Source organism: Alteromonas sp. ABV2_168, assembly GCF_056161165.1.
The window spans coordinates 1-15,970 of the sequence record NZ_JBSWYQ010000018.1; the positions used below are offsets into that span (position 1 = coordinate 1).

16 protein-coding genes are annotated in these 15,970 nt (G+C 49.2%); 15 read left to right on the forward strand and 1 reads right to left on the reverse strand.

Translation table 11 applies throughout. The features are described from left to right. The 8 genes from ACXAH4_RS19900 to flgL form a co-directional block, all read left to right on the forward strand. Nucleotides 1-212, forward strand: a 212-nt coding sequence (locus ACXAH4_RS19900) for a hypothetical protein (RefSeq protein ID WP_474883158.1), incomplete at its 5' end; no start/stop codon positions are given. A gap of 46 nt (nt 213-258) precedes the next feature. Continuing rightward, nucleotides 259-1,002: a flagellar basal-body rod protein FlgF gene (gene flgF, locus ACXAH4_RS19905; protein ID WP_474844624.1), complete on the forward strand. Its 744-nt coding sequence runs from the start codon at nt 259-261 to the stop codon at nt 1,000-1,002. 47 nt (nt 1,003-1,049) lie between these two features. Next, nucleotides 1,050-1,838 (forward strand): flagellar basal-body rod protein FlgG, encoded by a 789-nt coding sequence (flgG, locus tag ACXAH4_RS19910; RefSeq protein WP_119500519.1) that lies wholly within the window; start codon nt 1,050-1,052, stop codon nt 1,836-1,838. An 11-nt stretch (nt 1,839-1,849) separates the two neighbouring features. Then, complete coding sequence (flgH, locus tag ACXAH4_RS19915; protein WP_474844625.1) at nt 1,850-2,530, forward strand: flagellar basal body L-ring protein FlgH; 681 nt, start codon at nt 1,850-1,852, stop codon at nt 2,528-2,530. Between the two features lie 9 nt (nt 2,531-2,539). After that, nucleotides 2,540-3,652, forward strand: coding sequence for a flagellar basal body P-ring protein FlgI (locus ACXAH4_RS19920; RefSeq protein ID WP_474844626.1), 1,113 nt, complete (start codon nt 2,540-2,542; stop codon nt 3,650-3,652). Beyond that, the gene (gene flgJ, locus ACXAH4_RS19925) at nt 3,652-4,605 is read left to right on the forward strand and encodes a flagellar assembly peptidoglycan hydrolase FlgJ (protein ID WP_474851011.1); all 954 of its coding nucleotides are present in this window, start codon (nt 3,652-3,654) and stop codon (nt 4,603-4,605) included. The genes ACXAH4_RS19920 and flgJ overlap by 1 nt, the downstream gene beginning before the upstream one ends. 49 nt (nt 4,606-4,654) lie before the next feature. Further along, nucleotides 4,655-6,772 (forward strand): flagellar hook-associated protein FlgK, encoded by a 2,118-nt coding sequence (gene flgK / locus ACXAH4_RS19930; protein ID WP_474851013.1) that lies wholly within the window; start codon nt 4,655-4,657, stop codon nt 6,770-6,772. 8 nt (nt 6,773-6,780) lie between these two features. Next, nucleotides 6,781-8,007: a flagellar hook-associated protein FlgL gene (flgL, locus tag ACXAH4_RS19935; protein ID WP_474883159.1), complete on the forward strand. Its 1,227-nt coding sequence runs from the start codon at nt 6,781-6,783 to the stop codon at nt 8,005-8,007. On the opposite strand, the gene ACXAH4_RS19940 is transcribed toward flgL, so the two are convergent. Further along, nucleotides 7,975-8,958, reverse strand: a complete 984-nt coding sequence (locus ACXAH4_RS19940) for a hypothetical protein (protein ID WP_474851015.1) — start codon at nt 8,956-8,958, stop codon at nt 7,975-7,977. The genes flgL and ACXAH4_RS19940 overlap by 33 nt on opposite strands. 226 nt (nt 8,959-9,184) lie before the next feature. On the opposite strand from ACXAH4_RS19940, the gene ACXAH4_RS19945 reads away from it, so the two are divergent. The 7 genes from ACXAH4_RS19945 to ACXAH4_RS19975 all read left to right on the forward strand — a co-directional run bounded on the left by ACXAH4_RS19945 (nt 9,185) and on the right by ACXAH4_RS19975 (nt 15,965). Beyond that, entirely contained in the window at nt 9,185-10,024 is an 840-nt protein-coding gene (locus tag ACXAH4_RS19945; RefSeq protein WP_474844631.1) for a flagellin N-terminal helical domain-containing protein, read from the forward strand. Between the two features lie 754 nt (nt 10,025-10,778). Then, nucleotides 10,779-11,612 carry a flagellin N-terminal helical domain-containing protein gene (locus ACXAH4_RS19950; protein WP_474844632.1) on the forward strand — a complete coding sequence of 278 codons (834 nt, stop codon included), beginning with the start codon at nt 10,779-10,781 and terminating at the stop codon, nt 11,610-11,612. Nucleotides 11,613-12,405: 793 nt separating this feature from the next. After that, a complete protein-coding gene (locus tag ACXAH4_RS19955; protein ID WP_349585016.1) occupies nt 12,406-13,230 on the forward strand; it encodes a flagellin N-terminal helical domain-containing protein in 825 nt (274 codons plus the stop codon). An 82-nt stretch (nt 13,231-13,312) separates the two neighbouring features. Next, nucleotides 13,313-13,756, forward strand: coding sequence for a flagellar protein FlaG (locus ACXAH4_RS19960; protein ID WP_474844633.1), 444 nt, complete (start codon nt 13,313-13,315; stop codon nt 13,754-13,756). A 13-nt stretch (nt 13,757-13,769) separates the two neighbouring features. Next, complete coding sequence (gene fliD, locus ACXAH4_RS19965) at nt 13,770-15,212, forward strand: flagellar filament capping protein FliD (RefSeq protein WP_474851017.1); 1,443 nt, start codon at nt 13,770-13,772, stop codon at nt 15,210-15,212. A 16-nt stretch (nt 15,213-15,228) separates the two neighbouring features. Continuing rightward, nucleotides 15,229-15,657 carry a flagellar export chaperone FliS gene (fliS, locus tag ACXAH4_RS19970; protein WP_119500530.1) on the forward strand — a complete coding sequence of 143 codons (429 nt, stop codon included), beginning with the start codon at nt 15,229-15,231 and terminating at the stop codon, nt 15,655-15,657. Further along, nucleotides 15,654-15,965: a hypothetical protein gene (locus ACXAH4_RS19975; protein WP_474844635.1), complete on the forward strand. Its 312-nt coding sequence runs from the start codon at nt 15,654-15,656 to the stop codon at nt 15,963-15,965. The genes fliS and ACXAH4_RS19975 overlap by 4 nt, the downstream gene beginning before the upstream one ends. Nucleotides 15,966-15,970 lie beyond the last annotated feature (5 nt).

The window sequence follows — 15,970 nt, forward strand, 5'->3', positions numbered from 1 at the left end:
CTGAACCAGACAATTCTGAATATCCGTTAATACGTCAGTGGTATGACATTCAGGCAGGCCGGTTTTCCGGCCTGTTTTATTTCCGCAGCGGGGCGTTCACTCACATTCTGCACGCTGAAATTTACCCTCCGCCCGTGTTGTCAGGCCAGGAAACTTTGTCAGCAGACCGTCAAACTTTCCCATCTTTACGTCAATTTACTTTTGGCATTTGAATTGCAGTTGTCACTGTAAGGTTCATTAAAACGTCAAAAGTCAGTCATGGATAAATTACTCTATATTGCTGCAAGCGGTGCCAAGCAAGACCTGCTGGCTACCGGAGTGCGCGCCAATAATCTGGCTAATGCGCAAACCACAGGTTTCCGTGCACAGCTTGAACAGGCCAGAGCTATGCCGGCATACGGCGAAGGGTTGCCGACCCGCGTATTTTCCATGACTGAAAGCCCGTCTAATAACTATGAGTCCGGTGCAATGGTGCAGACCAACCGCGACCTGGATGTTGCTATTCAGGGAGACGGCTGGTTTTCCGTTCAGGGCGCCGACGGACAGGAAGCTTACAGCCGTGACGGCAGCTTTCAGCTTGGTGCTGACGGTATGCTCACAGACATGCATGGCAACATTGTGATGGGTGACAACGGGCCAATCTATCTGCCTGTGCCTCTGGATAATCTGAATATTGCAATGGACGGCACCATTTCCACCCGTCCTGTTGGCGCACCGGAAAATGTGTCGGAAGAGGTGGGCCGGTTAAAGTTGGTTAACCCTGATTTGAATAACCTTGAAAAAGGGTATGACGGTCTGTTCAGAACCAAAGACGGCGCGGCAGTCGATGCCGACGCAAATGTCATGGTCAGAACAGGCATGCTGGAAAGTTCCAATGTGAATGCGGTTGATGAGATGGTCAATATGATCAGCCTGCAGCGCCATTATGAGATGCAGGTCAAGCTGATGAAACAGGCTGACGAGCTATCTACACGTGGTAATCAATTGCTTCGCATAATTTAATTTTTAACTAACGACCACATGCTGTTGCCGGTGGTCAGGAGGTCGATATGCATCCTGCGTTATGGATTAGTAAAACTGGGCTAGACGCCGCACAAACCGACGTTGCCGTGGTATCCAATAACCTGGCAAACGCCTCAACCGTAGGCTTCAAGAAAGATCGCGCGATCTTTGAAGATCTGCTGTATCAGAATATCAACCAGCCGGGCGGACGTTCGTCGGCCGATACTGAGTTGCCTTCAGGCCTGATGCTGGGCTCCGGTTCAAAAGTGGTCGCTACGCAAAAAGCTCATACTCAGGGCAATATGCTGACTACCGAAAATGCACTGGATATGTCTATTCAGGGCCGCGGATATTTTGAAATTCTGCAGCCTGACGGCACTATTGCTTATACCCGTAATGGTCAGTTTACATTAAACGATCAGGGCCAGATTGTGACCTCAGGTGCCGGTTTCCTGTTACAGCCGGAAATTGCAGTACCTGAAGATGCCCAGCAAATTACTATTTCTCAGGATGGTGAGATTTCTGCCTCCGTACGTGGTCAGGCTGAACCTCAGGTGCTGGGCCAGCTGAACGTGTCTGATTTTGTAAACCCCACCGGCTTACAACCTACCGGACAAAACCTGTTTGTGGAAACCGCATCCAGTGGAGCGCCGATTCAGGGCGTGCCGGGTTTGCAGGGGTTGGGTACGATTTCTCAGGGCACGCTGGAAACCTCCAACGTAAACGTCACGGAAGAACTGGTAAACCTGATTGAAAGTCAGCGTTTATATGAGATGAACTCAAAAGTAATTTCTTCTGTTGACCAGATGCTTGGTCAGGTGATTCAGCAGCTTTAACAGGTGATGTCATGCGAATTTTTGGCTTTATCGCAATCAGTGTAATGCTGGCGGGATGTAACAGTACCCCGCAGCCACCGGTCCAGGCGAATGATCCTGCGTTTGCTCCGGTGATCCCCGATATTCCCCGGGAACAGATCACTGAGGACGGGGCGCTGTTCCGCCCGTACATGGCAAACAGTTTGTATTCTGATGTGACCGCACGCCGGGTGGGCGACATCATTACCGTTACGCTGAGTGAAAATACCGCGGCGTCCAAAACGGCTGATACCACAACAGCGAAAAGCACCGGCGTGGATGTGCAACCAATAACCGGCCTGGGTGGCGATACCATTAATCTTGGAAGCCAGTCCATTCAGTTCGGACTGAATTCGTCGAATGATTTTACCGGTAATGCTCAGGCGAACCAGAGCAACAGCCTGTCAGGTGCTATCTCGGTTACCGTGGTTGATGTGATGCCAAACCAGAATCTGGTGATCCGGGGAGAAAAATGGCTGACGCTGAATCAGGGGGATGAATATATCCGTCTGACCGGCATTATCCGTCCTGCGGACATCAGTCCTGAGAACGAAATTGTGTCGACAAAGATTGCCAATGCCCGCATTCAGTACAGTGGTACAGGCAGCTTTGCACGGGCACAGGAAAAGGGCTGGCTTACCCGCTTTTTCTCTTCCGACGTGTGGCCTTTCTAGGAGCAACTTATGACAATTTTAAGATTTCTCCTTGTAACTGCTGTGATATTTACAGCGCCTCTTGCTGATGCACAACGTATTAAAGACGTGGCCAGTATTCAGGGTGTGCGAAGCAACCAGCTGGTGGGTTACGGACTGGTTGTGGGTTTGCCTGGGACCGGTGAACAAAGTCCGTTTACTGAACAGAGCTTCCGCACCATGCTCAGCAACTTCGGTATCAGTCTGGACCCGAATACCAAGCCAAAAATTAAGAACGTGGCAGCAGTTGCCGTACATGCTGAACTGCCGCCATTCATCAAGCCCGGTCAGTCTATCGATGTGACTGTGTCGTCTGTTGGCGAAGCAAGCAGCCTGCAAGGCGGCACATTGTTGCAAACCTTCTTAAAAGGGGTTGACGGAAAAGTGTACGCCGTTGCTCAGGGCAGCCTGGTAGTAAGTGGTTTCGGTGCCCAGGGCGGAGACGGATCACGCATAGTGGTGAATACACCTACTGTTGGCCGCATCCCGAACGGTGCGTTTGTTGAGCAGACTGTTCCTTCCGGTTTTGCCAACGGCGACACCTTAACACTGAATCTGCACTATCCGGATTTTTCTACTGCAAAGCGGCTTGCCGATACCATTAATGAACGTCTTGGTGCGCAACCGGATCAGGGCTATACCATTGCCACACCTATTGATGCTGCATCTGTCCGTGTTACCGCCCCCCGTGATGTGGGTCAGCGGGTAGGTTTTCTGGCGACGGTGGAGAATTTTGATTTCGAACCTGCTGACGCTCCGGCGCGGGTGGTTATTAACAGCCGTACCGGCACCATTGTTATCGGCCAGGATGTAGTACTGCTGCCTGCAGCTATCACCCACGGCGGATTAACGGTGACGATTGCCGAGAACCAACAGGTGTCTCAGCCGAATGCCCTTGCAGACGGTAACACCGTAGTGACGACCCAGTCTATTGTGGATGTGGATCTGGCAGACAGCCGTATGTTCAAGTTTGAGCCCGGCGTAACACTTGACCAGCTCGTACGTGCCGTGAACGAAGTGGGTGCCGCCCCGGGCGATTTGATGGCAATCCTTGAAGCCCTGCGTCAGGCCGGTGCGCTTCGTGGTGAACTGGTGATTATCTGATGAATCTGCAGAACACTTCCCAAAGCCAGTTAGAAATGGCCCGTAATGCCAGTGATATCAGCGGGCTTAATAACCTGCGTGAAGCCATGGCAAGTGGTAACGGTGAAGTGTTGCAGGAAGCGGCACAGCAGTTTGAAGCGATTTTTGTGCAAATGATGCTGAAGTCGATGCGCAAGGCCCAGGATGCCCTTGCTGATGAGGACAGCCCGTTTAACTCTGAACAGGTTAAGTTCTACCGTGATATGCACGATCAACAACTGGCCGTGGACTTATCCAGTAATGGCGGGCTCGGCCTGGCTGATTTAATTGTGAAGCAACTTGGTCAGCAGGACCCTGACTACCGTCCGGCAAGTACCCTGCGCTCCGACGGCAACCTGTCGTCAATCAATCGTGAAAGGGCAGAGGCAGTAAGCCGTGCTCAGGCAACCATGCTGAACTCCGCGTCTGCCGGTTCACAATCCGCCTACAAGGCCGCAATGTTCAGTGACCAGCAGGACTTTGTAGAAACCCTCTATCCGTACGCAGAAAAAGCCGCAGAAGCACTGGGTACGGATGCCAGAGCCATTATCGCCCAGGCTGCCGTTGAGACCGGCTGGGGCCAGTATGTTATTCACGATAAGCACGGCAACAGCACGCACAATTTGTTTGGTATCAAAGCCAACAACCAGTGGCAGGGTGAGCAGGCTGTAGTTGATACCCTGGAATTCAGTAATGGTGTACCCGAACGGCGCAAAGCAGCCTTTCGTCAGTATGATTCTCTGGAATCCGGACTGGCCGATTACGTTGATTTTATCCGTACTCAACCCCGTTATCAGCAGGCTGTGGCAAACGGTGCAGATGCATCGCAATACTTTAATGAATTACAACAGGCCGGTTACGCCACCGATCCGCAATACGCCAGTAAAGTGATGGCTGTTTACCGCAGTGATGCAGTACAGGGATATCAGCCATGAATACCGGACCTGCTCAACCTTATGATGTTCTGTTACGGAGTGTCACATCATGATCCGCACCGACCTTTTTAATATCGCCAACAGCGGGGTAAGTGCCAGCACTCAATTGCTGAATACAACGTCGAATAACATAGCTAACGTAAACACGGAAGGCTACGTCCGCGAGCGCACGGTATTTGAAAGTACAATTTTAGGTGGTGTGGGTAAAGGCACAACGGAACGGGTTATCAGCATTTTTGCGCAAAACCAGTTACGCCGTGATATTACCTCTGTCGGTGAGCTGGAAACTTTCGTGGAGAAAACTAACTCGCTGGATAACCTGCTGGCCAGTGAAGCCAACTCCATTGCTGACGGTCTGAGTCAGTTTTTTGCTGCCATACAAACAGCGTCTGATGATCCGACTAACCTTGCTTCACGGGAAGCGGTGCTGGGTAAGGCTTCCGGATTGTTGTCCCGCATGAGCACGTTATCTGACTTCATGGAAGCGAAAGAAGAAGAGCTGAACCTGGAATTCACCAGCCAGATTGAACGGGCGAACAGTTTGATTGCCAGTATCGGTGAATTAAATACCGCCGTTCTGACAGCCAGAGGTGGCAGTGGTGAAGAACCCGGAGCATTGCTCAACGAACGTGACAAGGCGATCAACGAACTGGCTGAACTGATGTCAGTGGAAGTGCGTGAAAACCAGTATGGCTCAGTGGTGGTGAATTTATCATCCGGAGAGTCGCTGGTACTGGAAGATGGCAGTTTTAATCTGTTCGAGCTGGGCAATGATGCTGATCTGACTTTCAAAGAGCTGCAACTCACTACCAATTTCGCTAATAAGCAGAATACTGCTATCAACGTGAATGAAAAAGATCTTGGCGGTTCGCTGGGTGGCTTATTCCGTTTTCGCGATGAAATTCTCGGACCGGCACAACGGGATATTGGTCAGATGGCGCTGGCGATGGCTGATGCAGTGAACCAGCAAAACCGTCTTGGTATGGATTTAGACTTGCAGCTTGGCGGTGATATTTTTTCCATGCCGGAGTTTACCGGTTTACCGTTCAGCGGAACACCGGATAACTTACCAGTACGGGCACAGGTAACGGCAGGGCAGGGTAATCAGCTTACCGACGCAGATTATAAAATTACCGTTGATGCGGTAAACGGCGCGGGTTTGCCCACTTCAGTGACGGTTGAGCTGTTAAATGGTGACGGTACGCCGAAGAAAGACGCTTCCGGCGCTGATGTGGTATTTGCCGGGATCTCAGTCGGAACCGGTTTCAACGAATTGCCGGGTGGCATTGAGGTCGAGTTTCAGGCTGCTGCGGGCTACAGCGTTGATAATGAATTTTTGATCCAGCCATCAAAATATGCGGCATCCGATCTCACGCTGGCAACGGACCGGCCGGAAGATCTCGCCTTTGCAGCTCCACTGCGGGCAGAAGCCAGCTTATCTAACCTTGGTGATGCCACGGTCAGTAAAGTGTCCATAAGTAATACTACAGTTGATGCTGCTTTAGGTGCTGAGGCGTCAGCCTTTGACGGCGCCGGCGGTATACACAGTGCGGCAGCCGCACCGGGTGGTACTGTCGGTGCACCGGCGCAAATCGTATTTACCTCTGCCAGTGATTTTCAGGTGCTGGACGATGCAGGTAACGTCATAACCAATGTATCCGGTGTGACCAGTTTCGACAATTTGCTGGCACAGGCGGAAGCGAATGGCTCAGGGCCGGCATGGCCGGCCGCGTTCAGTGCGCTGGATGATTATCCCGGTTACGATGTCAGCCTGAGCGGCATTCCTGTTGCGGGAGATTCTTTTAATCTGACCTATAATACTGACGGGATTGCTGACAATACTAACGCCGAAGAAATGGCGGCGTTACAGCGTGAAAGCCTGGTACAATTAAGCAGTGACAGTTCGAATAAACAGCGTACTTTTCATGATGCTTATTCGTCGCTGGTTGGACGGGTTGGTGAGAAATCTGCTACGGCACAAATTTCTCTGGATGCCGCTGAGGCGATGAAAGTGCAGTCGGAAAACTGGTTTGATTCCACATCCGGCGTGAGTCTCGACGAAGAAGCGGCAAATCTGGTTCGCTATCAGCAATCCTACGCTGCGGCAGCCCGCATTCTCACCACGGCTCAGGAGTTGTTCGATACGATTTTATCGGCAGCGAGGTAATGTAGCTTATGCGTATTTCAACTAATCAGATTTACGATCAAAATATCCGCGCCATCATGGATAACCAGAAAGGCCTGGCAGATACTCAGGAAGCGCTGGCGACGGGGAAAAAACTGAATCGTCCCAGTGACGATCCTGTGGGAGCTGCAAAGGTTATCCGTATCACCGAACAACTGGATAAGCTTACCCAGTATCAGCGTAATAACGACTTGCTGACCAATGCCCTGGAACAACAGGAAGCAGTACTGACCAATATTAATGATTCGCTGAACCGTGCCCGGACTCTTGTCGTGCAGGCGGGCTCCGGTATCATGACCGACGAAGATAAACGGGCAATCGGCGTGGAACTGGAACAAATCCGTAATGAGGTGTTCGATTTGATGAACACGCAGGATGCTGCCGGCAATTATATTTTCGCCGGCTATCAGTCGCAGCAGCAGGCTTTTACCTTCAATCCCGCTGCCACCGGTAATGCTATTTTCTATACCGGCGATTCGGGCGCGACATCAGTGAAGCTTTCAGACAGTGTCACGGTGCAGCGCAGTACGTCCGGACAGGAAGTGTTTGAAAATGTGCTCAGTCGTTTTGATTTCACCGTAACCGGTTCTTCCGGCGCCACCGTGCAAACGGCGAAGGTGGGAGAGCAGGGCACGTTTGATCAGTTTTACGAAAAAAATTATGACCCGGTGACAGCGGCAAATAATAATTACCAACTGACAGTACTGGGTACCGGACAGGTGCAATTGACGAATACCGCTACCGGTGCCGTGGAAGGTACAGTAGATTTCACGTCCGGAGAGCCGTTTACCATTAAAGGGATGGCATTTACCCTTGACGGAACGACCGGAGACACGGTGAATTTCTCTCTGGATACGCCGGTGAAAAAAAACGTTGCGGAAACGCTGAATGATATCGCCAATCAGCTGATTAATGATTCGTTAAGCGGCGATGCGTTAACTGATGCCCTTGGCGACGCGCTGGTGGGTCTGGACAACGGCATGGAACGTATTAATCTCGAGCGTTCTTCGCTGGGAGGCCGGATGAACGTGGCGGAATCAATATATGAAACTAATCTGGATTTGGAAATCACCGCAAAAGATGCCCGTGCACAGATTGAAGAAACTGATTATGCAGAAGCGTCAACTGAGTTTGCTAAACAGGAAGCTGCGCTGAGCGCAGCCCTGGCAACATTCCCGAAAGTTTCAAACCTTTCCCTGTTTAATTATATCTCTTAACTTATTCACGCCTGAAACCCGTGCGAAATACACGCGGGTTTCATCGTCGGTATGGCCTGAGTAATAGCTGACAAACAGTGTGTCATCCTGAATCACAAGGCCGGGATAGCTGTTATCTCCACCGGACGGTAAAGTGAGGCAGGGCACCAGTGAAGCCTTCGCCAAATCCAGCAACCAGATTTGTGTGACCAGTTCTTTGCCCGTCCACTGTCTTCCGGCTACCAGTGCATATCCCTCCGTCAACATTACCATGGCAGGTCCGCCAATATAGGTTTTTAAATCCCGCCAGTACCAGCGGTTATACGGTGGTTTGCTTGTGCCTAACTGCGCGGTAAAACTGTCTGCATCGCGTCTGACCAGTGCGGTAATCACACCGTCACTGCTTATGTGCATGTCACTTTCATTAGGGTAGCCCAACTTATCTCTTGCCAGAGACATCGCCGGGATCGGATGACGCTGCATATTTTTGCCGGGATGACCGGTAAATAACGTCAGTTGCTGAGGGCCGCCATGGTAAGCAAGACCCAGCGCTTTGTTGTTTTGCCATGTAATCCGCCATAACCACCAGTGTTGTTCACCAAAGAAACGGGGAGAGGACCAGCTTTTTCCGGAGCCGGAAAACCAGCTCACCATCTGAAAACGGTTTCCCCGTGTCGCCTGAGTCACCGGACGGGCAAATGCAATTAACCATAATCGCCCGTTATCATCGCGGGAAAGTTTAGGATCCCGCAAATCGTAACCCGGTAATGACAATCTCTGCCTGTTTGTCACCTGTCCGTCACCGGTCACCGACGTCACTTCAATCCTGCCATCGTCACTGACATGGGTCAGTGCCTGGCGGTAACAGCAAAGAAATGTTTCACCATTTGCTATCAGCCCGGTAAAGGCGGAATGGGCATACGGGCTGGATATGCGGCAAAGACGATCAATTTTTAAAATTTTTTCGGGCATAGAAAATAGTTATAAAACCAAAGTGTTAACTGAGTATAGGCGGCAAATGTCTGCCGCTCTACGGCAATTTTTGTATTTTTTTATTAAAGGGAAATCCCCCCATGTCGATAACACTACTGAGAGAGCCAGTTCATCAATTACCCCTCAGGTTTTGGTGACTACTAATTTGTAATCGCCGGTTGTTCCGGCAGCCAGCCCTGCTGGACTGAGAGTGTAGGAGAGACTTATGTCTTTGTACGTTAATACAAATGCGTCTGCATTAAACGCACAGCGTCAATTATTTGATGTTGGTAATTCCCTGAGCACCTCTTTTGAGCGTCTGTCATCTGGTTTCCGGATTAACAGTGCAAAAGACGATGCCGCTGGTCTGCAAATCACAGACCGTATGACTACCCAAATTCAGGGCCTGAACCAGGCCGTCCGTAATGCCAATGACGCGATTTCTCTGTCACAGACAGCAGAAGGTGCGTTAGATGAGACTACAACTGCGCTTCAGCGTATCCGCCAGCTTGCGGTTCAGTCTCAGAACGGTATCAACAGTTCTGCTGACCGTCTGGCGCTGCAAAAAGAAGTGTCTGCACTGAAAACAGAGATCACCCGTATTTCTACGGACTCTCAGTTCAACGGTGTTGATATCTTAACCGGTGGTTTCTCAGCGCAGTTCCTGGTTGGTGCAAATGCCGGTCAGACTATCTCTGTAAACCTTTCTGCTGCCAATCTGGCGGGTATTGACGGCTTCAGTGCCGGTGGCCTGGGCATGAGCGATGCTACAGTTGCTACAGTTGCCGGCGCATCAAGCGTGCTGGACGCCGTAGACAGCGCAATCTCTGCGATTGGTGGTGTACGTGCCGACTTAGGTGCGTTGCAAAACCGTTTCCAGTCTACTATCCGTAACCTGAGCAGCATTTCAGAAAACGTATCGGCAGCACGTTCACGCATCCGTGATACTGACTTCGCTTCAGAAACCGCTGACCTGACCCGTAACCAGATTATCCAGCAGGCAAGTACTACAGTATTGTCACAGGCTAATCAGCGTCCTCAGGCAGCCTTACAGTTACTGGGTTAATCACCCGTATAGCTGAAAACGCATGGGAATGAAGCCGGGAGGTAGTGACTCGTAAGGCCCTTTGCGTGAGAATACGCTCATTCTCTCCTAACGAAGAGCGGTTGGCCGGACAATTTGTCCGGCCATTTTTTTCCTTAAAAATCAATCATCCTCAAAAAATCATATCTCTTTTCTCTGCTTTTTTTAAAAAAAGGCTAAAGGAAATTTCGTCCCCGTACGATACATAAAGCAAAGGGGCACGGAACAAAAATAATAATCATCCGGCTACCTTCAGAAAAACAATAAAGTGACACGAATAAAAACAATATTTGTCACCGCCGGGAAAGAATAAAAGCAATATATCCGGCAACAAAAATCGTTAGGAGATGACAGGTAAGCGGCAATATTTTGACAAGCCCGCTTACTCCGGCAAAACAACCGAACATTGCCGGCTATCATCAGACCAGACAATTTTCCTCAAAAAATAAGAAGAATAAAGGTCAGGGAAAGTTTGGTTTAATAGTGATAGTGAGTGCTTACTAGTTGATGGGGCCGACCGGCAGGAATGAAGCCAGGAGGTAGTGAGAGGTATGAGGTCTGGAACAACATACCTGCCTGTCAGCAGAGCGTGACGCTCAACTCCCGGGAGTGACCCAGAAGTGTCAGAGAATTATCACTGACATAGCTTATCTAGCATACGCTGTGCCAGATTTTAAAAAACCGTGTTGATAAAAAAGATAAATACAACACTTACTTAAATTGTTAGGAGAGACCCATGAGTCTGTATGTAAACACCAACGTGTCATCTTTGAATGCACAACGACAATTGTTTAACACTGGAAATTCACTGACAACTGCGTTCGAACGCTTGTCTTCCGGTTTCCGTATCAACAGTGCCCGCGACGATGCTGCAGGTCTGCAAATCTCTGACCGTATGACGTCACAAATCATGGGTCTTGATCAGGCAGTTCGTAACGCAAACGACGGTATTTCACTTGCTCAAACCGCTGAAGGTGCGATGCAGGAAATTACCAACGCACTACAGCGTATTCGTGTACTGGCTATTCAATCCCAGAACGGTATTAACAGTTCTGCGGACCGGCTGGCACTGCAAAAAGAAGTATCTGCGCTTAAGTTTGAAATTTCCCGTATCGCACAAACTACCCAGTTTGCCGGTGTGGATATTTTGACGGGCGGTTTTTCTTCAGCCTTCCTGGTAGGGGCGAACGCCGGGCAAACAATTGGTGTGAATATTTCTCGTGCCGGTGGTTATGGCTTCTCGGGACTGACCAATGGTAATAGCCAGCTTAACGTGCTTACTGAGTCTAACGCTTCGGTGACTTTGACAGCGGTGGATGCGGCTATCTCCAATATTGATGCTAAACGGGCAGATCTCGGTGCGATACAGAACCGTTTTCAGTCAACTATCCGCAACCTGAGCAACATCTCGGAAAACGTATCAGCGGCAAGATCCCGCATACGTGATACAGATTTTGCCACCGAAACGGCAGAGCTTACCCGCAATCAGATCCTGCAACAGGCAAGTACAACTATACTGTCACAGGCAAACCAGCGTCCGCAGGCAGCGTTATCTCTGCTCGGAGGTTAATAATAAATAGAGCGCTATACCCTGCGTAATTATAAAGGGTAAAAAATGGGGGTAGGAAATGAGAGGCCAGCCCATGAAAAACGGCCCCCGGGTGGGGGCCGTAGCAAGAAAACGCCGGCTAACAGGACTGAGAGGTAGAAGTGTTGGTTGAGAGGCCAGTTAATTCTACTAATTTTCCTGCCAGCCGACTGGAAACATTTTAAAAGTTTGCTCTATCTCCTAACGTGAGCAAATTGGCCGGAACATCTGTTCCGGCCTTTTTTATATGATGTACCGGAACACCGTAATTTGCTTCTCTGTTTAAGAGCGAAACTTTTCATCAAACGTCGATGATGAATACTCCGGCATTATTTTCATACCAGAAATCTTCATTCTAATCTAAGCATTTCCTGTGCCAACTAATTGTCAAATTGTTGGCGTTTGCATCAGTTATGTATTTTCTCAGATACACAAGTTGTGCCAGTTATACTTTTCTATTTTGCACATTTTTGCCCGTTCGCAAACTAAATATCTTTATCAACACTCCTCTAAAACTACTTTTTAGCTGTTTTTAATCATATAAAATCGATATGAATCAATAGCTTGAGATTATTTTAAATTTTTTTCGAAAAAAAGCTAAAGATCCTCAAGAAGTCGCCGATACCTATAGCTGAGGGGTAATTTAATTACTTTGATGCGATTCACCGAATGTGTTCGCTAAGAGGGGATTCAATGGGAGTAGTGACCCGGAGAATCTGAACAGGAAGGATTTGATTGTAGCATTGTATGCAACGGATCCCCAGGAGGTATTCAAATGTCTTTATACGTAAATACAAATGCTTCTGCTCTCAACGCACAGCGTCAGTTGTTCGATGTAGGCAATAAGCTAAGCACATCTTTTGAAAGACTGTCGTCAGGTTTCCGCATTAACAGTGCTGCTGATGACGCAGCAGGTCTGCAAATTTCCGATCGTCTGACTACGCAGGTTCAGGGCTTAAACCAGGCCGTACGTAACGCTAACGATGCTATCTCATTAACGCAGACTACTGAAGGTGCGTTAGCTGAGGTAACAACCAGTTTACAGCGTATCCGTCAGCTTGCTGTTCAGTCTCAAAACGGTATTAACAGCTCTTCTGACCGTGCGGCGCTGCAAAAAGAAGTGGCGGCACTGCAAACTGAGATTTCCCGTATTTCTACCGACACTCAGTTTGGTGGTGTTGACCTGCTGAAAGGCGGTTATTCTGCCGCGTTCCTGGTAGGTGCAAATGCTGGTCAGACTATCAGTGTTAACCTGTCACGCAGTGGCGGTTACGGTGCTTCCGGTCTGGGCGTTGGTACATTGTCAATTGCTACTGTAGATGGCGCAACATCCGCCTTAACGGCCATTGATAACGCCATTTCTACTATCGGTGCTGCACGGGCAGACCTGGGTGCATTGCAAAACCGCTTCCAGTCTACTATTCGTAACCTGAGCAGTATTTCTGAAAACCTGTCAACTGCACGTTCACGTATCCGTGATACTGACTTTGCGTCTGAAACTGCAGAACTGACCCGTAATCAGATCATCCAGCAGGCGTCTGTTTCTGTGCTGAGTCAGGCTAATCAGCGTCCACAAACAGCTCTGTCTCTGCTAGGATAATAGTAGAGAGCCGTACTTGAAAGGCTAGGGGGAAACAGGGAGTTCTGTTTCCCGTCCGGGCCGTTTGAGAATGGAGGTAAACGTGGAAATTGCAAATTTACAAGTTGGCCAAAATTTTGCTGCTTCAAACCTTACAGAAGTGCAGTCTCAACGTGTGCAAACACCTGCCCCTGCAAACCAGGATGCGTCAGCAACTGAGAAGCAACAGGAAGAGCGTAATTCTTCCCGAAATGCTCAAGGTGTGACCGATGCTGCCGATATAGTAAGCAGAGAGGGTCAGGCTCAGCAAGACATCGAAGTTGCTGCGCGTGAGGTAGAAGCATTCCTACAGGTTCAGAATCGAAACCTGGCATTTTCCGTTGACGAAAATACTAATCGTTCAGTGGTTACTGTTAAAGATTCTGAGTCTGGTGATGTCATCCGGCAGATCCCGTCCGATGAAGTGTTAAAGCTTGCGGAACGGATTAAAACCTTGCAGGAAGATGTTGGCAGCAGTGTAGGAGTGCTGGTAAACAACAAAGTTTAAATGAGGTAAGCAAATGACTATTCAATCGTTAGGTGTTGGTTCCGGACTTGCGCTTGACGATCTGGTCACGCAACTGCTTGAGGCCGAAAGGACGCCGAAAGAAGAGCGCCTGAATGAGCGTGAAGATCGTATTGAAGCTGAAATTTCTGGTCTCGGGCAGGTTAAATCCTTGTTGTCCGATTTTAAGGACGCAGTCGATAAACTGCGCAGCGATAACGACATCAATGGTCGTGAGCCTACTATTACCAATCCTGAAGAAGATGTAGAGATCCTCTCTGCAGATGCATCAAATTCTGCCCTGCGGGGCAGCTATGAAATTGCCGTAGAGCAGCTGGCAACGGGCAGCCGTATTGTCACTGATGACGGTAATTTCTCTTCTTCTTCCGATGCTGTACTGAGCTCCGGTTCAGGTTCCCTGACGTTTAATGTAGGGGCATCCGGCGATTCCTTTACTATCAACGTGTCTGCCGGTATGACTCTGGCGCAGCTGCGGGAAGCCATTAACAACAGTGAAGATAACTTTGGTGTGAATGCTAATATTATCGACACGGGCACATCGGCCGGCCCTAAGCTGGTTTTCACATCTGATGTGACCGGAGACGGTAATGATCTGGAAATTGTCAACGACACCGGTGCGGCAGAACTTAACCGCGTGGCAACAAGCAGCTCAACTTCTGCCGGTTTAATCTCTACGTCTAATATTACGTCTGCGACCAATGCACGGGCTACCATTGACGGTATCGTGGTAGAGAGCAGTACCAACGAATTTGAAAACACGATCCAGAACGTTTCTTTTGAAGCGGAGCGCGTGTCGCCAAAGTCCGCTGATGGCCTGAGCTTTCAGACATCAACATTAGAAATTGGTTACGACCGTGACGGCCTGGATAAAAAGATCCGTGATTTTGTCGACACCTATAACGGCGTCATCAAAGAGTTGCAGAACCTTACCCGTTACGGTGAATCTGAACTGGAAGACGATGGTGATCTTGCCGGCGACTCGCTGATGCGGGGCATCATGACCGGACTGGGTTCGATTGTCGGCGGCAGTGTTTCATCCTCTGCGCTTGGAGGTTTATTCCAGTTGGGTGTAGAGCTTAATTCCGATGGTGAGCTGGAAATCGGTGACACAGATTTCGGTCTGGGTTCCGGTAATGAGCGCCTTGAAGATGCACTTGAAGATAATTTTGACGAAATAGCCAAATTATTTACTGATGAAAACGAAGGTATTGCCGTTAAACTCTATGAGTTCACTGATCAATACACTTCATACAGTGGATTAATCAGTTTAAGAGAGCGTGCAGCGAAGGATGACCGTGATCAGCTTTATGATGATCGTGAGCGTCTGGAATTAAGAATGGCAAACTACGAACAAATATTGCGGGATAAATATCTGGCCCTCGACCAGACCGTTTCGCAATTGAATTCGACAGGCTCTGCACTGCTGGCATCTCTGTGATAAGTGAGGAATTATAATGGCACTGACAGGCATAAACGCATACCGCAAGGGTAACCTGAAACAAGATATCGCAAATGCTGATCCCCATAAGTTGACGCTTATGTTGATGCAAGGCGCACTGGACCGGTTAGCGTTTGCAAAAGGCGCAATGGAGCGTAAAGAATTTGCCGCTAAATCTGAGTTTCTTTCCCGCGTGACGGCTATTCTGATGAATCTTCGTGACACACTGGATTTGGATGTGGGCGGAGAAGTTGCTGAAAACATGTACTCACTTTATGAGTATATGATTGAGAGAACCGGGGAAGCTCACGTACGGAATGACTTGCAGATCCTGGATGAAGTGATTAGCCTGTTAACTCCCATTCGTGATGCCTGGGTACAGATTCCTCAAGCCGCTAAAGAGGAAGCGTACGAAGCACAGCGTCAAAAACGACAGGCCGTGTGAATATACAATTAAATCATGAGTTTACTCCTCAGGCGCTGGCAGACATTAATGCTGAAATCCTGCAGTGCCTGACGGACGATGACGAAGAAGCCCGCTACAGCACTTTGCTGTCTTTGATGACCCGGCGTGATACGGTTATTCAATCCCACCTTGAAAATTCAGACCCTGAAACGGCAAGATCTTTTGCAGAACAGGAAGTTACCGTCAATAATATGTTAAAAGAAATGGCGCAGACTTTGCTAAAATCAGCTAAAGACGATGTCAGCCAATTTCTGAGAAGCCAGAAGGCGGTAAAAAAATACCGTTAAGTCTG